General features: G+C 34.4%; 17 protein-coding genes. 4 read left to right on the top strand and 13 right to left on the bottom strand.

The annotated features are described in order from the left end of the window. Window positions 1-55: 55 nt before the first annotated feature. The 9 genes from AC1VAQ_RS18975 to AC1VAQ_RS19015 form a co-directional block, all read right to left on the bottom strand. Window positions 56-1,225, bottom strand: a complete 1,170-nt coding sequence (locus AC1VAQ_RS18975) for an aspartate aminotransferase family protein (protein WP_303244362.1) — start codon at window positions 1,223-1,225, stop codon at window positions 56-58. Then, window positions 1,213-2,118: an acetylglutamate kinase gene (argB, locus tag AC1VAQ_RS18980; RefSeq protein ID WP_479904398.1), complete on the bottom strand. Its 906-nt coding sequence runs from the start codon at window positions 2,116-2,118 to the stop codon at window positions 1,213-1,215. Before argB ends, AC1VAQ_RS18975 begins: the two co-directional genes overlap by 13 nt. A 35-nt stretch (window positions 2,119-2,153) precedes the next feature. Continuing rightward, the gene (gene argJ / locus AC1VAQ_RS18985; RefSeq protein ID WP_303244364.1) at window positions 2,154-3,374 is read right to left on the bottom strand and encodes a bifunctional ornithine acetyltransferase/N-acetylglutamate synthase; all 1,221 of its coding nucleotides are present in this window, start codon (window positions 3,372-3,374) and stop codon (window positions 2,154-2,156) included. Window positions 3,375-3,649: 275 nt separating this feature from the next. Beyond that, the gene (locus tag AC1VAQ_RS18990; protein WP_302596116.1) at window positions 3,650-4,522 is read right to left on the bottom strand and encodes a metallophosphoesterase; all 873 of its coding nucleotides are present in this window, start codon (window positions 4,520-4,522) and stop codon (window positions 3,650-3,652) included. Window positions 4,523-4,546: 24 nt separating this feature from the next. Beyond that, the gene (locus AC1VAQ_RS18995) at window positions 4,547-5,188 is read right to left on the bottom strand and encodes a regulatory protein RecX (protein ID WP_302596114.1); all 642 of its coding nucleotides are present in this window, start codon (window positions 5,186-5,188) and stop codon (window positions 4,547-4,549) included. 368 nt (window positions 5,189-5,556) lie between these two features. Next, a complete protein-coding gene (locus tag AC1VAQ_RS19000; protein WP_302596113.1) occupies window positions 5,557-6,195 on the bottom strand; it encodes a hypothetical protein in 639 nt (212 codons plus the stop codon). Beyond that, window positions 6,196-7,782, bottom strand: coding sequence for a hypothetical protein (locus tag AC1VAQ_RS19005; RefSeq protein WP_302596110.1), 1,587 nt, complete (start codon window positions 7,780-7,782; stop codon window positions 6,196-6,198). Window positions 7,783-7,832: 50 nt separating this feature from the next. Then, a complete protein-coding gene (locus AC1VAQ_RS19010) occupies window positions 7,833-8,759 on the bottom strand; it encodes a P-loop NTPase family protein (RefSeq protein ID WP_479904399.1) in 927 nt (308 codons plus the stop codon). 28 nt (window positions 8,760-8,787) lie between these two features. After that, complete coding sequence (locus tag AC1VAQ_RS19015) at window positions 8,788-9,495, bottom strand: YveK family protein (protein WP_302596107.1); 708 nt, start codon at window positions 9,493-9,495, stop codon at window positions 8,788-8,790. A gap of 175 nt (window positions 9,496-9,670) precedes the next feature. Here AC1VAQ_RS19015 and AC1VAQ_RS19020 point away from each other — a divergent pair, with 175 nt between their 5' ends. Further along, complete coding sequence (locus tag AC1VAQ_RS19020; protein WP_302596105.1) at window positions 9,671-9,847, top strand: HTH domain-containing protein; 177 nt, start codon at window positions 9,671-9,673, stop codon at window positions 9,845-9,847. A 445-nt stretch (window positions 9,848-10,292) separates the two neighbouring features. On the opposite strand, the gene AC1VAQ_RS19025 is transcribed toward AC1VAQ_RS19020, so the two are convergent. Further along, window positions 10,293-11,252 carry a carbohydrate kinase family protein gene (locus tag AC1VAQ_RS19025; protein ID WP_479904400.1) on the bottom strand — a complete coding sequence of 320 codons (960 nt, stop codon included), beginning with the start codon at window positions 11,250-11,252 and terminating at the stop codon, window positions 10,293-10,295. 284 nt (window positions 11,253-11,536) lie between these two features. On the opposite strand from AC1VAQ_RS19025, the gene speD reads away from it, so the two are divergent. The 3 genes from speD to speB are packed head-to-tail and all read left to right on the top strand — an operon-like array spanning window position 11,537 to window position 14,124. After that, entirely contained in the window at window positions 11,537-12,391 is an 855-nt protein-coding gene (speD, locus tag AC1VAQ_RS19030; RefSeq protein ID WP_302596125.1) for an adenosylmethionine decarboxylase, read from the top strand. 25 nt (window positions 12,392-12,416) lie between these two features. Continuing rightward, on the top strand, window positions 12,417-13,274 hold the full coding sequence (speE, locus tag AC1VAQ_RS19035) for a polyamine aminopropyltransferase (RefSeq protein ID WP_302596103.1): 858 nt from the start codon (window positions 12,417-12,419) through the stop codon (window positions 13,272-13,274). Beyond that, complete coding sequence (speB, locus tag AC1VAQ_RS19040) at window positions 13,267-14,124, top strand: agmatinase (protein ID WP_302596101.1); 858 nt, start codon at window positions 13,267-13,269, stop codon at window positions 14,122-14,124. The genes speE and speB overlap by 8 nt, the downstream gene beginning before the upstream one ends. A 114-nt stretch (window positions 14,125-14,238) precedes the next feature. Here speB and AC1VAQ_RS19045 read toward each other — a convergent pair whose 3' ends face one another. The 3 genes from AC1VAQ_RS19045 to AC1VAQ_RS19055 form a co-directional block, all read right to left on the bottom strand. Next, a complete protein-coding gene (locus AC1VAQ_RS19045; RefSeq protein ID WP_302596098.1) occupies window positions 14,239-15,111 on the bottom strand; it encodes an S-layer homology domain-containing protein in 873 nt (290 codons plus the stop codon). 98 nt (window positions 15,112-15,209) lie between these two features. Beyond that, entirely contained in the window at window positions 15,210-16,250 is a 1,041-nt protein-coding gene (locus AC1VAQ_RS19050) for a M42 family metallopeptidase (protein WP_302596096.1), read from the bottom strand. Window positions 16,251-16,276: 26 nt separating this feature from the next. Further along, window positions 16,277-17,593 (bottom strand): serpin family protein, encoded by a 1,317-nt coding sequence (locus AC1VAQ_RS19055; RefSeq protein ID WP_479904401.1) that lies wholly within the window; start codon window positions 17,591-17,593, stop codon window positions 16,277-16,279. Window positions 17,594-17,662 lie beyond the last annotated feature (69 nt).

Consider the following 17,662-nt stretch of genomic DNA (forward strand, 5'->3'; position numbering starts at 1 on the left):
TTGGACATTTGTAGATGACTTTTAAGTACAATATCACTTAACTTAATGACATTGCCTATTGGAGTGCTTCTTTTAAAATGCTTACAGCTTCATCAATTTGCTCTTTTGTAACAATAAGTGGTGGTACAAAACGAATAACATTTTCTCCAGCGCTTACGATGAGCATGCCTTTTTCAATACATTTGCTAATGACTTCTTTAGGTACTTTTGTAATCGCTACGCCTTGCATAAGTCCAATGCCTCTTACATCTGTAATACAGTCAACTTGCTCTTTAAGCTTATTCAGTGATTCTGTTAAATAGGCACCTACTTCTTGAACATGTTGTAATAAACCATTATTAACCAGTTCATCTATTACAACACATACCCCACTTGTTACAAGTGGATTGCCACCAAACGTAGACGCATGGTCACCAGGTACAAATACAGCCACTTCTTCTTTGCACATCATTGCCCCAATAGGTACGCCGCCACCTAAGCCTTTTGCCATGGATACGACATCTGGGTGGATTCCAAAGTTTTCATAAGCAAAAAGTTTACCTGTACGTCCAATGCCTGTTTGTACTTCATCAATCATGAATAAGGCATCATACTTATGACATAACTCCTGAACTTGTTTCAAATACTCTGCCTGTGCTGGAATAATACCACTTTCACCTTGAATAACTTCAAGTAATACCCCACATGTATTTTTATTAATGATTTCTTTTAAACTTTCAATATTATTGTATTCTGCATATTGTGTGCCTGGCATAAGTGGCAAGAAATTCTTTTGATATTTCATTTGCCCTGTTGCTGTCAATGCCCCACATGTTCTGCCGTGGAATGATTGTTTCATCGAAATAAGTTCTATCTTATTCTCATTTTTCATCTTGCCATATTTTTTAGCAAGTTTAATAGCTGCTTCATTGGCTTCTGCCCCACTATTACAGAAGAACACACGATCAAATTCAGAATTTGTAACAAGTGCTTTAGCTGCACTTACAAGTGGTTCAGTGTAATAGTAATTTGAAATGTGCATAAGCTTATCAACTTGATTTTTAAGTGCCTGTGATAACTTTTTATGCCCATACCCTAAAGCATTTACTGCAATCCCTGCGCACATATCTAAATATTTTTTACCATTTTCATCATATACATAAACGCCTTCTCCATGTGTAATCACAATCGGATAACGGCCATAAGTATTCATAATATATTTGCTGCCTTCTTCTACAATTGACATTCTTCTTCCTCCTTTTTATATAACATGGTGCCAATACCGTTTGGTGTATAAATTTCTAGGATTAAAGCATGTTTTTTACGCCCATCTAATATATGGACCATTGAAACACCTTTTTCAATAGCTTCCATACAACATTCCACCTTAGGAATCATCCCACCTGCTATTGTGCCATCTGCTAAATATTGTTTTGCCTGTTTATCACTTAAGAATGAAATCAGTGATAACGCATCATCTTTATCTTTAAGTACACCTTCAACATCTGTTAAAAAGACTAACTTTTCTGCATTAAGCGCACTTGCGATTGCTACTGCTGCATAATCTGCATTAATGTTATACGTATTGCCTTCATCATCTGCCCCTATTGGTGCAATAATTGGAATGAAATCATTATCAATAAGTGAATTCAGCAACCTTGTATTAACCTTTACAATTTCCCCTACATACCCTAAATCTACACCATCTTTTTCGATTTTCTTAGCTCTTAACATCTTGCCATCTTTACCACAAAGTCCTACAGGACAGCCGCCTTGCTCTGCAATCATTTCAACAATTTGTTTATTTACTTTTCCTGCTAAAACCATTTCTACAACTTCCATTGTCTCTTTGGTTGTCACACGAAGACCATTAATAAATTTAGACTGAATATCAAGCCTACTCAGCATACTATTAATTTCAGGTCCACCACCATGAACAATAATAGGTTTAAGTCCTACTAATTTTAGAAGCACAATATCCTGTACGATTGTCTTATTAATTTCTGGATCTAACATAGCACTTCCGCCATATTTAATGACAACTGTATTTCCATTAAATTCTCGAATATAAGGTAGTGCATCTATAAGCACCTTTGCCTTTTCTAAACCATCATCTTTCACTGCTAAAAACCCCCTCATATTTTTTGCTCTATTTTCCTTAAGTCCACTTCTAATTAGCTTCTATAATCCCCATTGATTTTTACATAATCATAACTAAGGTCACAGCCCCATGCTGTTACACTGGCATCCCCTTCACCCATTGTAATTGTGATTTTAATTTCTTTTTCCTGAAGTACTGTTTTAGCTTTTTCTTCACTGAATTTCACTGGTAAACCTTCTTTTAGAAGACAAACATGACCTGCAATGCTCTCAAAGCTAATATCTACTTTGTTAGGATCAAATGGTACACCTGAATATCCCATGGCACAGAAAACTCTTCCCCAGTTGGCATCTTCACCAAAAAATGCTGTTTTTACAAGATTAGAAGTTAAAATGCTTTTAGCAATTGTTTTCCCTTCTTCAAAGCTTTTAGCCCCTTTTAAATTAACTTCCAGAAGTTTGGTTGCACCTTCACCGTCTTTTGCAATAGATACAGCAATATATTTACATACTTCAAAGAGGCAGTTACAGAATTTGTCAAATGCTTCTCCTTCACAGTCAATGACCGCATTGCCCGCTAAACCATTTGCAAGTACTAATACACTATCATTTGTACTTGTATCCCCATCTACTGTAATCATATTAAATGATGTATCAATACATTTTTTAAGTGCTTTTTGTAGCATTTCTTGGGTAATGTTTACATCTGTTGTCACAAAGCCAAGCATTGTTGCCATATTAGGATGAATCATGCCTGAACCTTTGCCCATACCACCAACTGTAAATGTAACACCATTTATTTCTTCTTCTACTGCAATTGTCTTTTTAATTAAATCTGTTGTTAAGATAGCTGTTGCTGCTTCTTCTCCGCCTTCAAAACTAGCTTCTAGATTTTGAGCTACCGTTGGAATTCCCACTCTTAATACATCCATAGGTAAATTTACACCTATAACCCCTGTAGAACAAACAAGTACTTCTTCTTTTTGAACACCTAGTGTCTCACTTAAAATTTGTGCCATTTCTTCCGTATCTTTAACACCTTGCTCGCCTGTTGCTGCATTGGCATTCCCGCTATTTACTACAATTGCATGCACTTTATTATGTTTTTCTAAAACTGCTTTATCCCAAAGTACTGGTGCAGCCTTTACCACATTTTGTGTAAAAGCACCTGCAAAAGTACATGGTGTTTCACTATATACGATTGCTAAGTCTTTTTTCTTTACTTTAAGCCCGATATGGCCGCCTGCTCCTTTATATCCTTTTGCTGCTGTAACGCCACCTTGTATTAGTTTCATGCTTATCCCTCCAAGAATCCAATTTCTATTTTAATTTAATTTTCAATCTAATTTATATATGTTTATAATTATATGATATTTTTATTTTTTTGCAATACCTTTTTCAGAATTTTTATTAATAAATTTGCATTTTTATTCAATCTTTATACATTCCAATTTCTGGTCAATACTCTTGTAAACATAACAAAAAGGATAGACACAAGCTTTTTAAAGCTTATTATCTATCCTTCTGCATTTTCATTTTATGCATTTCAACCCCATTACTACTATTTATATTAATTCAAGGTAATTACTGTTAATTCTGGTACACATGCAAATCTAAAACGTTGCTGACTTGTGCCAATTCCTACATTGACATAAAGCTTCATACGTGGATTATCTGTCATCTCATACATGCCCTTGATATATTTATGTCCCTTAGGTGGGGTTAAGATAGCCCCTTTAAAAGGCACTCTTACCTGTCCACCGTGGCTATGCCCTGATAACTGTAAATCTACTGGATACTTAGCTACTTCATCTGCTAAATCTGGCTCATGACATAATACAATATTAAAATCCTTACTTTTTATGCCGGCCATAGCCTCTTGTAAATCTACCTTTCCCCATACAGCATCATCAAGTCCTATGATGTTAATGGCCGCGCCACTTGCTAAAGTAACCGCACTGCTTTCATTGATTAATAACTTAAAGCCACTATTCTTCATAATCTTACTATAGTTTTTAAAACCATTTCCGCCATAATCATGATTCCCAGCCACAGCATATTTTCCAAATGTGGCTTTAAGCTCACTTAATATGGCTATCGTCTCATCAACCTGCTTGAAACTTTTATTATTGTCTATTAAATCACCTGTAAATACAATGAGGTCTGGATTTAATGCATTAATTTTTTTCACAACACGTGCTAAATGGTCCATATCATAATCAGGACCTACATGTAAGTCACTACATTGTACAATCTTCAAGGAATCACCTAGTTGCAAGCTTTGGGCTGTCACATTTACTTCATTGATAGTTAAAAGTTCTGGCTCAATATATCTCGCATAAACAAAAACACATATACCTACTATAATACAAAATGTCATTAACTTCACCACGCTTCGCACTATCAAACCAATTTGTTTAATAATTGTTTTAATCGCACCCATTCATACTCCTTTTTTACCTTTATCTCATTCTATCTCTTCTTCCATTAGTCCTTCTAATACCTTACGAATAATCTCACTATTAAAACCTCTTTGGGCTAGAAAACCATACATCTTTCCTTTAAATGTATATTTATCTTCACTCTTGCGTTTGTAATAATCATATTTTTTTATTGCTAAAGCCCTACAGTTTTCATAAGCTTCCTCATTGTCATACCCCTCTTCAAGGGCTGTTTTAATAGTCTCGCCATCCACGCCTTTCATCTTTAATGCCTGTGCAATATAACGTGGCCCTTTTTTAGAAAATCTCTTTTTGTCACTTATAAAAGCCGCTGTTAACTTCTCATCATCAATATACTTATACTTCTTAAGCTTCTCCACTGTAAAATCAATGGCTTCCTCTGTATACTCTTTTTGTCTTAACTTATCTCTAAGTGCCTTTTCAAAATAATTACGTCCACCTAAAAGATAAACCGCATAAGAAAAACATTTATTTTTATTTTCTTCTTCTGCTAGTATCTCTAATGTAGCTTCATCTAGCTGCATACCCTTTTTTAAATTTAGCTTAATGAGTGTATCTTCACTTACGCCGCAAAAAAACTCCTCATCTAAAAAGAGATTATAACGTTCGCCGCTTTGTTGTACAGTAATCTTGGTTATTGTCTTCATCTCTTAACCTCCTTTTATATGAGTTTCATTATAACATATTATAGATTTCATATTTATATAGATTTCACATTTATATAGATTTCACATTTATATAGATTTCACATTTATATAGATTTCATATTTATATAGATTTCACATTTTTATAGATTTCATATTTATATATTTTAGTTATTATAGTTTTTAGTCATGTAAAATCATTGAGAGAAAACTATTTACGTACATGTATATTTCAAGTTTTTAGTTGATTTCTCTATAAATTTTAGTTATTCATAGTTTTTAGTCGGTTTCTCTATACGTCTTTTATTATTGCCTTTTTGTGTTTTTTTAAATCTTCCTTCAAAAAATTACACCTATAACTTAGAATCTCTTTATTCCTTCGTTACAAGTGTAATTTGGTCTTCTTTTATTTTATCTTTATATCCTAATCTTTCTGTAATGAGTGGACTTAACTTAAGGACAATTAATGTTTCTGATGGGACATCTGTAAAATCATAATAGTATTTAATCCCCTCATCTGTTTCTTCCCTTTTTACTTTATAAGGTACTGTGCTATAGACCTCTACTAAGTCCTCTAAAGTTGTATGTTCTATGGCCTTATCTAAGCTCCCAAGCTTTAGGATTTCTTCTGCTAAAATGCTCTCTTCCTTTAGCACTTCTGCTACCATAATACGTATATTTCCAGGCTTTACATACATTTTGCTTGACTTTATTTCAGTGCCATTTGCATTAATAATATACTGCCATTGTCGCTGCATGGCATTTTCAAGTTCTTCCTGTGTAAAGCTTTCTTTAATCGTTTTATTATATGCTTCATTTAACTGATTGGTTATTGTTTCTATATTTGCTTCTATAAGTCTTTCTATCTCCTCTGTCTTTTCTTGTGCCTTGCTTTCTTGTCCATATTTTTGAATAATTACTTGTCTTGTCAGCCATAGATTTAATAAGGCTGACATCATTAAAATAATGGTACTTAATTTAAGCAGATTCTTATAAGTCTTTTTATGCATCTATTTAATATTCACCTCTATGTTTTTCGTTGCCCTTCTCAGTACCACATTACTTTCATTAAGTTCTGTTACAATAATGCTTAGTGTAGCTGATTTATTCTTTGTATAAGATTTTCCACCACCCGTTTTAGGATAATATACAAAACTATTGCCTATTTTATCATCCTGACTTGTGTAAACAGGTTCTAAACTTATATTTTGACCATCTTGTATGATATAAGCTGTATACTGCAATTTTTCTGCTTTTTCATTAGCGCCTACATTAATCGTAATATAATTATTGCTATTAACATACATGGTACCAACTTGATCCTCTTTAGCAATAACCTGTGTTGGCAATAACGCATTATTTTCATCTTTATAATAATCATCTAATAAAGCAGATTGTATTTTTACATTTTTAATCTCAATATCACCATATTCCCTATCACCTTTTACCACGGTCTTTTCTGCTACTGCTTCATACGCATTAGGTAAAAGTAATCTGTTATCTTGAATCTCTGTTCCCGAATTGTTTTTATGTTTTACTTTAACTGTAATGGTATAATTCCAGCCCATGTTAGGTAATGTAATCTCATTGCTTTCTGTATAACCATTTAATTTACCCACAATATTAGTCGTACCCACTGTATCATCTACAGAAAATGCGTAAACCAAATCACACGCCTCAGGCTCTTTTGACTTATCATGCTCACATCTTGCATGAACAATAAAATGGTCTCCAACTATACCTTGTTCATTTTTTTCAGTTACCATTTCAATATCATCTATTACAACTTTATGACCATCCGTAGCTTCTTTCTTATAAGTCAGTGACTTCGTATCTTCAGCATCTACAGAGTATAAATCCTTTAACATAGCTGTTACTGTATAGGTCCCACGGTCCAGTAAGAAGTCTTTCCCTTCTACAATTGATGTTGTTGCTATATTTTTATCCTCAGCCTTTGTCCCGTATTCTTTAATGGTCTTTGTCCAAATCCCCGCTTCTCCTATCGTAAATTGTGTTGTGGGTAATGCTTCATTTTCTTTGCTGCCCGTAGGGATATTAAAAATACTTGTATTAAAGCTTACATTATTTTGGGTATCAACACTATACTCTAGTGGTGTTAATTCATAGATATCTTCACGATTTTCACTCGCCACATTAATGCGTCTTGTTACACGCTCATTGCCTTCTCTATCAAAAAGTACCATTTCAAACACACCAGCACGTTCTGGTGTCCACATATATTCGCCATAGTCGCCTGACTCTAACGTTGCACCATACCCATTAAGCCCGCGTACTTTCATAGTATCACCAGCGTACGTGCTATTGACTGTAAAAATAACTTTCTTCCCTACCTTTGCTGCAATAGGTGCTTCTGTAATAACCCCCAAATCTGTATCTGCGGTGATTGTAACTTCATCCACATCATCTTCTGATAAAACTGACTTCTTCTCTGCATCAAGATTATCCTTTTCATCTTCTATATAGCTTGCGACATCTTGTGTCTCAGTTCCTCTATTGGCTGCCAGCAATAGTACCGTTCCTAAATTAAGCACTAGTAATACGGTAATTGCTGGCTTAAATATCTTATTATATTTCACCTTAATTCCTCCTCTAGTTTTGCTTTTTATTTATTCTCTAGTTTTGCTTTTTATTTATCCTCAGGATTATTGAAAATTACACCTATACTTTTACTTGATATTTGATTCATTTTTTCCTTTAACATATATACCTGTTTTTTTTCTATGGTTCCTGATTTAAGCAATATAAAATAGCCATCACTAGCTTCTAATATACTTTGCGTATAGCTTAAATTCTGAAAGGATGGGGCTTCAACTAGTACAATTTCAAACTTATCCTTCAAGATATGAAACAAATTTTCTACTTCATCTCGTCGAATATACCCTGAATACTCTCCAGTAATATTTTGTCTAATAGGGATAAAGTATAAGTTTTCTATAGCTAGATTACTTATGTAAGGAATCACCTCGCTATATGTCATTTTACTTTGTCTCTGTCTACCTATATCTATAAAGTCCAAAAATCCTCTTATGACTTCTGTTGACTCATTTATTTTCTCTTTACTTAATGTAGGCATCATAATATTGCAATCAATAATAAGTGTCTTATAATTTGCCTTTGCCAAGGCTTTACCAACTTCTCTAATTGTATAGGTTTTGCCCTGCTTGTCTAAATAGCTTGTAAAAGCTATGCAATTATTCCCAGCCCTTATATGGGCATCAATTGCATTTGTCACCATGCGTATAGCTTCTGAATTATCTGCCTGATTATTTTTCTTATCTTTATTGTTTTTCTTATCCTTCTTATCTTTCTTATCTTTCTTATCCTTCTTATCTCTATGTAACTTTTTCTCTTTTGTTCTCTTTCTACCTGTATAATCTGATGCTGCTTTGTCTATTGCTATCTTTTCATCATTTACTGCATTTTCATCATTTGCTATACTTTCATCATTTACTATATTTGCTATATTTTTTTCAGACATATTGTTATCAGATGATTGATTTTCCCTGTCTATAGTGTTTTCTTCTATATTTTCCTGGTTCTTGTTTTCTTCCACTTTTCATCCCTCATCATCTCTACATTCTTTATCTAATAGTTGTAATAACATCCATCTCTAGTAAGTTCATGATTTCTTGTTCTGTTGTAATTTTACTCTTTCTTATCAAGAGCTGTATCAATATTAAAAATAAGCTGCCCATAACACCTACCCCTATACCTATTACAACATTTTTCACTAAATTCGATCGAATCATTCCTTCTGGGGTCTCTGCCCTATCCATGACTTTAAGCATTGCAACTGGCAATAAGTTGTTTGATACTTCTATAAAGCTATCTGCATAGGCATTTACTATATCTTTAATAATTAAACGATTTTCACTCTTACCGGTTAACTCAATGACCAGTGTATCTTCTTTGTAACCTGCTTTTAACATACTTCTTAAGTCTGCGCGTGTTAAACTGTTTCCCCAGTCACCTACCGTTTTAAGTCTATCCAATGTACTATCTAACACAAGATTGGAACTTGCAATCTCCGTATATGTATTTCCTGACTTTACATATAAATCAATATCATTTTTAGTATACTGATCTTCCACAAAATAAAGTGCGGCTTCCTTACTCATAATAATTGTACTCGTCGCTTTATAAGTTGCTACACGTTCTTTATATATGGTTGCAAGTACAGCGACTAAAATTCCCATAGCTACAGCATATAATATAATCCATATTCCGCCCTTAATTTCTTTCAATATATCTTGCAACGTGATGTCTATTTCTAATATATCATCTACCATTGTTATTCCCCCAATTTCAAGACTATATTAATATAATATAATATTCTAACTATTTTTTCCACCTTTCTTTTAATATTCTCAATATTTGATAATTATTTTCCTTTAATATAGCTTATTGATTTTCCTTTTAAAGTATATTAAACTATCTCATATCTTATTATTAGGAGGATTAATTATGGAAATCCAAGAACAAGTATTAGAATATCTTAAAGAGCAAGGTGAACCTATGAAAGCTGGCGACATTGCTGACGCTTTAAACTTAGATAAAAAAGCTGTATCTGCAGCAATCACTTTATTAAAAGCTGAACAAAGAATTTCTTCACCTAAACGTTGCTATTACGCAGCTGTATAAGTAGGTCGAGAAAAGTGCGGTAGCCTTTGAAAAAACAGATGAGGGCGATGTGGATAAGTGCTTGGTTGCAAAGGCTGAAAACCCTGGCACTTTCCTGACATGCAGCTGCGATGGATTCAAAGCGAATATAATCTGCTTGGTTAAATCTAAGTAGATTATATTCGCTAAGAGGCGCATAGGCAGATGGATAGTTGCACTAGCATATAAAAATAACGTAGCTAAATGCTACGTTATTTTTGAATAGAGAAGTTGAAAGGACACTTTTCAACTTCTCTATTCATTTATATACAACAAGGGGGTATCATGAACTAATCTCATGATACCCCCTTGTTTATATTAAATTGAATGTTGATCTTAGACCAGCACGATAAAACGAGTGCTCATAAATTGTGGAGTGTGTAGACTAGCTGTTCCAAGTATCTAGCCTTCTATTTGTTTTGGTGTTCTAGAATGTTGTTTCTTCCCATTCTACTGAGTTTAAGTATTCTTCAACTTTTTCATTTGTCATTTCTGGATTAATTGTTGCTTCGTGAGAAATTGTGATGTTTGACATTGAAATTGCGTATTTTACAATGTCTTTGACATTTTTTTGAGCCATATAACCTGCACCCATGCCTGCTACGAAGGCATCTCCAGCACCTGTTACGTTAACTACATCTGTACATGCTGCTTTGATGATTCCTTCTTCTTCGCCATTATTATAATAAACACCCTCTGTATCTAAGCTAATAAAGATATTTTGTACACCGAGTTCTCTAAAGTGTGCACCAGCTCTTCTAATATCTTCATGTGTTTTGATTTCAAAGCCACATAAAGCTTCTGCTTCGTGTCTGTTTGGTTTTACAGTATGGAAATATTGTAAAAGGTGTTCTACACGTTTTGCTTTTGCTGATGATACAGGGTCTAACACAAATTTTGTTTTCCCTTGATATTTAGTTACAACGTATTCAATAAATGGTGGATTATCTGCACCTAAAATCATATATTCTGCGTTTTCAATGATTTCAGCACGTTTATCAAGTTCTTCATGAGAAAACTCATTTGCAAGTTTTGTATCTACTACTGCTGATACCATCTCACCATGTTCATCTAAAATCGCTAAGTAAGTTGGTGTTGAGCCGCCCTTTATAATAAGTGAATCTTTCATATCAAGACCAACTCTTTCAGCACAACGTAAAATTTCTTGTCCCTTTTCATCATCTCCTAGGATTGAGATAAATTTAGTATTTACGCCTACTCTAGACATGTTTTCTGCAATGTTTCTACATACACCGCCACAAGAAACTTTTACCTTTCCTGGATTAGAATCATACGCTCTGTACTGTGCATATGAAAAACCAAATATGTCATAAATCGATATCCCAAAAACAAGGGCATATGGGTTATTATTGTGTGTCATCTCCATGTTCCTTTTCTCTTTAAATGTTCCTATAATTTTAGATAACTACTATCTTATCACAAGTCTTAATAAATGAACATAAAAAATTTATATAACTATATATTTCCAATTTTTTAGTGTTTCAGACAAACTTTTTTTAAGAAATGAATTTCTTTTGCAAAAATCCACAGTAATACTAAACTAAATATTTTGTATTACATGATTCTTTATTGAATTTGTGCATATTATATTCTATAATGAGATAGCATTTAAAATCACATTTTCAGCAAAGGAGCTTGATTGAAAATAAGATGAATAATATTGATAACAACAAATTAAAATTGCACGGTTTTAATAATCTCACAAAGACTCTTAGCTTTAATATGTACGATATCTGTTATACAAAGACTGCTACTGACAGACAGGCATATATCGAATATATTGATGAACAATATAGTGCTGAAAGATTAACGCAAATTTTAACTACAGTTACAGAAATGATTGGTGCAAATATCCTTAATATTGCCAAACAAGACTACGAACCTCAAGGGGCTAGCGTTACCATCCTTATGAGTGAAGGTGCCGTACCTGAGATTAAACATGCAGAAGCAAAATCTGCTTCTCCTGGTCCTATTCCTGAGATTATTCTTGGTCATTTAGATAAAAGTCATATTACAGTGCATACTTATCCTGAATATCATCCTTATGAAGGGATTAGTACCTTTAGAGCTGATATTGACGTATCTACTTGTGGTGAAATTTCTCCCCTTAAAGCACTTAACTACTTAATTCACTGCTTTGATGCTGATGTGATGACTATTGATTATCGTGTACGCGGCTTTGCCAGAGATATTGCAGGAAATAAACTTTTTATCGACCACCCTATTGATTCGATTCAAAACTTCATTCCTGAACATATTCGTATGATGTACAACATGATTGACGTTAATGTTTATCAAGAAAATATTTTTCATACCAAATGTCGCCTAAAACAATTTGATTTAGATAATTACCTCTTTGGCTATACAAAAGATGAACTTCATAAAGGAGAAGCCAGACTTATTGCAAAGAAAGTTAAACATGAAATGGATGAAATATTCTATGGTACAGTTGTTCGTGAAGCTATGTTTAACTTAGAGGAAGATTATGATGAACCAACCAAATAATACGGGGTATATTCAGGAGGAATTTATGGGTGAATTATGGTATACGGAAAGTCATCAAGAAGATGTTCGTTTTTCTATAGAAATTCAGGCACACTTACATTCTGAACATAGTGACTTTCAACAAATTGACTTCTATGAAAGCAAAACCTTTGGCCGATTCTTTACTTTAGATGGTTTAATGATGGTAACTGAAAAAGATGAATTTATTTATCATGATATGATTAGCCACGTACCTATGGCTGTCAATCCATCTATAAAGAAAGTTCTCATCATAGGGGGCGGCGATGGCGGCAGTGCACGTGAAATATTACGTTATGCCCACGTTGAACATGTTGACTTAGTCGAAATTGATGAACGTGTTGTTCGCCTTTGTCAACAGTACTTACCCCAAACGGCGTATAAACTAGACCACGACACGCGTCTTCATATGTACTTTCAAGATGGTCTAAAATTTGTGGCGGATGCTCCAGATAAGAGCTATGATCTTATTTTAGTAGATTCTACAGACCCCATTGGCCCTGGTGAGGGCTTGTTTTCTTTAGAATTTTATACAAACTGTGCCCGTATTTTAAGTGATGAGGGGATTTTAATTAATCAACATGAAAGTCCTTATTATAAATCTTATGCTACTGAAATGAAGCGGGCACATCATAAAATTAAGGCAACCTTTCCCATTGCCAAAGTCTATCAATTTCATTTGCCAACTTATCCTTCAGGGCACTGGCTCTTTGGCTTTGCCTCTAAGAAATATGATCCACTAAAGGACTTAAAGGCAGATAGGTGGAAAGACTTTAGCCTTTATACAAAATACTATAATACAGATTTACACATAGGCGCTTTTATGCTGCCAACATATGTAAAGGAAGGACTAGAAAATGCTTAATACTTATACAATGCAAACATTTATTGGCTTTGATAAAACATTCGAGGAGGCAGAAGTTGTTTTATTTGGTGCACCTTTTGATGGTACAACTAGCTATCGCCCTGGTACACGTTTCGCACCTACTGCTGTTCGTCCTGATTCTTATGGCCTTGAGACATACTCACCTTATTTAGACTTAGATCTTGAAGACTATAATCTATGCGATATTGGTGATGTAGATTTACCATTTGGTAATACCCAACGCGCCTTAGATGCCATCGGTGACGTAGCTGGTAGCATTATTGCCTCAGGCAAAAAGCCACTTATGATTGGTGGGGAACATCTTGTAAGTCTTCCTGTTATTCAAAAACTTCATGAAAAATACAAAGACTTACACATTATCCATTTTGATGCCCACACAGATTTACGTGAAGAATATCTAGGTGAAACACTTTCTCACGCCACTGTTATTAGACGCGCTTGGGATACTGTGGGAGATGGCCACATTTTCCAATTTGGTATTCGTTCTGGTATGAAAACAGAATTTGAATGGGCCAAATCACATACTTATTTAAACCCATTTAATACAAATACTTTAGAAAATGTTGTTAAACAATTAGCTGGCAAGCCTGTTTACTTAACCATTGACTTAGATGTCCTTGACCCTTCTGTATTTGCAGGTACTGGTACCCCTGAGCCAGGCGGTATTACTATGAAAGAACTTTTAGATGCACTTGTTACAATGAAAGGCCTAAATTTTGTAGGCGCCGATCTCGTAGAACTTGCACCACATTATGATGCAAGTGGTGTATCTACTGCCGTTGCTTGTAAAGCTATTAGAGAAGTAAGCCTTCTTTTAGGTCTTGCTTAGAATCTAAAGATTATAGATTACTTTAAAAGGCGATGAATAGATTTCTATTCATCGCCTTTCTCATCATCTTGTCGCTTTTGTTTACTAATTTGGTTTACACTTGTGATAATTCTTTTAACTTTCTTTTGCTACGCTTGCACAGAGAATGGCACCATAAGCTGGATGGTCTGGTTTTAAATCTGTATATGGATTTTGTATATTGGTATCTATACAATTTCTATTGAACAATTCATTTAAAACCATAACAGCTTCTGCCCTTGTTACATCTCCTGTTGTTTTCGTCTTAACTTTTTCCTCTTCACCTACATATGGCTCAAGTTTCTTTAAGATATCATTAAACTCTGTCCATGTAACAGGTCCCTTGGTCTTAAAGGTACCATCTAAATAAGTGGACATGATTCCCGCCTTTGTAATGTAGTTGATACTATCTGTACTATAACGTTTTGGGCTTAAGTCCGGAATAGTATTTGCTTCCTTAGGTACATTATCATCTGTTAAAAGTCTTGCTATCATTGTAGCCAGTTCTTCTCTTGTGACAGGTTGGTCAGCTCTAAAGGTTTTATCTTCATAGCCACTGACATAAGGAAATTGCCTTTCAGCTGTTTCTGAACTTGCTTCTACAATTTGCACACAAATTTTAGTTTTGACTCTGCAACCATTTTCCTCATACATAACCTGTACGCTATGAGGCCCTATTTCATCCTTGATTTCATCATAGGTTGTCTTATAATCTGTCACAACTTGTGGTACTTTATTACCTTTATAAATGACGGATACCTCTAGTAAATTTTTAAACACATCTTCCGTTGTCCCTTTCGGTATATTGACCTCTTGCGGTGTTACTATGAGCCGCTTCGGAATCTGCTTTGGGGCTGCTACCTGTGCTACAGATTGCACATGTACTTCTCCGGCAACCACAAGTGCTGTTGGAATTAGCACAAGACAAATTACAAAAACCGCAATAACTTGTTTTATTCTAGCTTTCATAATATGCTCCTTTTTAGATTTTATATCATTTTCAAACATATTATCTCTAATAAAACAGTTTATTATGCAAATTTTTCTATTTATGATTCATGATACTTTTATAAAATTGTTAAATAAGCATACAGCAGTTCAATCGTATTCTCTAGTGCAGTTATATGTGTACGTTCCATCCCATGTGATGCATGTACACCCGGACCAATAAGTGCACCGCGTATATTATTGCCACCTCTAAGTGCAGCCCCTACATCCGACCCGTACATTGGATAAATATCTACTGCATGTTTAATCTTCTTAGCCTTTGCCAGCTTAATAAGTTTGCTTGTCATATAGTAATCATAAGGGCCCCCAGAATCCTTGGCACAGATTGAAACATCTAATTCTGTACAACTTAAATCTTCTCCAATGCATCCCATATCTACTGCTATCATTTCGGTAATTTCCTCAGGAATATAGCTAGAACCATGCCCTACTTCCTCATATACAGAAATAAAAATCTTCGTTGTATATTTAGGTTGTATGTTTTCTTCTTTTAGAAGCTTAAGTAATGTCATGAGACATGCCACACTGCCTTTATCATCAATAAAACGTGATTTTACAAATCCACTTGGTGTAATCACTGTTTTAGGGTCAATGAATATAAAGTCTCCTGGGCAAATCCCAAGCTTCTCTACATCTTCCTTGCTGCTTACAACTTCATCTATGCGTACCTCCATTGTTTCTGGAAGCCTTGCTTTATCCTTACTATCCGTATAAACATGAGCGGCTGGACTTGTACTTAAAAAAGTACCTGTATAAAACTTTCCTTCTCTTGTACGAATCTTACAATACTCACCATCTAATGTAGCTGCAATAGGCCCACCTATTAATGTAAATCTAAGCTTTCCATCAGCTGTAATCGAGCGAACCATAGCACCTAACGTATCCACATGTGCAGAAAGTCCAATGACCTCTTTCGTACTCTCTCCAGGAATCGTAATAATCCCGCATCCTTTATTCGTCTTCTCAAACCTATATCCAAAATGAAGTGCTTCCGCCTCAATAATATCCATCACATCATAGCAAAAACCACTTGGACTATGACAATTTAAAATCATCATTAATATATTTTTTAAATACTCTCTATCAATCTTCAACTTCATTTTATGCTCCTCTACTTCTTAACTTTTCACGCTATTGGCTTTTCCACTATTCCAATTAATAGTGGCAGTTTCGTCTCATTATCAATCACAGCATATAAAAATGGTGAATTAAAAATTATGGACTTCTCTGTTCCTTCCTCAATAGCTGTTACCGCGTTCACCTGGCTAGTATTTGTCACTGCACTACTAGTCCCTTTTTCATCTATTTGTATGTAATTTCTTTGGAGAACCTGACTGAGATAAAGTTTCTTTTCTTCATCAAACACTTTGCTAAAGTCTGCATTCTCTTCATCAAAAGGTGTTTCTATCCCTAGTGCCTTTAGGCTCATACTTAAATCAACATCACTCTCATATGTAAATTTTGGAAAGGCTACGATGGCTTTCTGTGTACTTTTAGAATGAATAACCTTTTTAAAGCTTTCACTATCTAAGCTCTTAACATAATCATAAATGCTTGTACCATCCGTTGGTCTTATGGCTACAAAACTACATTTATTGTCTACATATGATTTAATAAAACCTTCAGCCTTATCACCTTCTAAATAATTTTCCTTAGAATATAGATACTTCACACTTTGTTTCTCGCCATTTGTAAGTTTAAACTCACCTCCTAATACATCGCTGCTTTCATAAGGTTTTAGCCAATCGGCCTTAAAATTCAGGCTGCTTAATAAATAAATACTTGTCGCATCCTCTATGCTTTTTATGGGACTCACAACGTTTCCCATAGTCGCCTCTTTTACCCATTCATTAATTTTATTTACGGTATTATCCTTAGAAAAGTCTGCTACAAAGAGGTCTGCGCCATAATAAGTTGCATTCACTTTTAAGAAGTAATCTTTAGGTATGAGTGTCTCAAATCTTTTTAGCCATATGCTATTTTTGCTAGTACAGGTTAAACTTGTATAGCCACTGAATTTCTTGTTTAAGGCAGCAAAAGCACTATTTATTTCGCTTAAACTATAACCCCCTAAAAAACTTTGAATTTCATCTAGTGTCTCACTTGCAGCACCATTTTCTAACATACCTAGCGCCGTAAGCGTTGTATATGGTGCTAGAAGGCTATTTTCCTCTTTTTGAATACTACTTTGGAATAAGTTAAATCCTGCATCTAGTAAACTTTGTGTCATCTCCCCTGTTAAATCAGGAATATGGACCTTCACCTTTTCTACCTCAGCAGATACATTTTCTACACCTTTAAATAAAATTCCGCTACTAAAAAGCTTGATACTTATAGCGCCTAGCATAATGCATGCTATGGAAACACAAGCTGCCAGTACAATTCTTGCTAGGCTTCTTAGTCGCCTCTCCTCTTGCTTACGCTTATATTTTGTACTTTCCATATGTTCATCTCCTTATGTAGCTATATTTTTATAAAGTGAACCTTTTTATATTTTAGCATATTTTATTTA

The sequence above is a fragment of the Cellulosilyticum sp. genome, from assembly GCF_982396655.1.

Excerpts from the sequence above, each read along its gene's own strand:
- AC1VAQ_RS18975 (WP_303244362.1), bottom strand. The coding sequence starts at position 1,225 with ATGTCAATTGTAGAAGAAGGCAGCAAATATATTATGAATACTTATGGC.
- argB (WP_479904398.1), bottom strand. The coding sequence starts at position 2,118 with ATGAGGGGGTTTTTAGCAGTGAAAGATGATGGTTTAGAAAAGGCAAAG.
- argJ (WP_303244364.1), bottom strand. The coding sequence starts at position 3,374 with ATGAAACTAATACAAGGTGGCGTTACAGCAGCAAAAGGATATAAAGGA.
- AC1VAQ_RS18990 (WP_302596116.1), bottom strand. The coding sequence starts at position 4,522 with ATGGGTGCGATTAAAACAATTATTAAACAAATTGGTTTGATAGTGCGA.
- AC1VAQ_RS18995 (WP_302596114.1), bottom strand. The coding sequence starts at position 5,188 with ATGAAGACAATAACCAAGATTACTGTACAACAAAGCGGCGAACGTTAT.
- AC1VAQ_RS19000 (WP_302596113.1), bottom strand. The coding sequence starts at position 6,195 with ATGCATAAAAAGACTTATAAGAATCTGCTTAAATTAAGTACCATTATT.
- AC1VAQ_RS19015 (WP_302596107.1), bottom strand. The coding sequence starts at position 9,495 with ATGGTAGATGATATATTAGAAATAGACATCACGTTGCAAGATATATTG.
- AC1VAQ_RS19020 (WP_302596105.1), top strand. The coding sequence starts at position 9,671 with ATGGAAATCCAAGAACAAGTATTAGAATATCTTAAAGAGCAAGGTGAA.
- AC1VAQ_RS19025 (WP_479904400.1), bottom strand. The coding sequence starts at position 11,252 with ATGGAGATGACACACAATAATAACCCATATGCCCTTGTTTTTGGGATA.
- speD (WP_302596125.1), top strand. The coding sequence starts at position 11,537 with ATGAATAATATTGATAACAACAAATTAAAATTGCACGGTTTTAATAAT.
- speE (WP_302596103.1), top strand. The coding sequence starts at position 12,417 with ATGGGTGAATTATGGTATACGGAAAGTCATCAAGAAGATGTTCGTTTT.
- speB (WP_302596101.1), top strand. The coding sequence starts at position 13,267 with ATGCTTAATACTTATACAATGCAAACATTTATTGGCTTTGATAAAACA.
- AC1VAQ_RS19045 (WP_302596098.1), bottom strand. The coding sequence starts at position 15,111 with ATGAAAGCTAGAATAAAACAAGTTATTGCGGTTTTTGTAATTTGTCTT.
- AC1VAQ_RS19050 (WP_302596096.1), bottom strand. The coding sequence starts at position 16,250 with ATGAAGTTGAAGATTGATAGAGAGTATTTAAAAAATATATTAATGATG.
- AC1VAQ_RS19055 (WP_479904401.1), bottom strand. The coding sequence starts at position 17,593 with ATGGAAAGTACAAAATATAAGCGTAAGCAAGAGGAGAGGCGACTAAGA.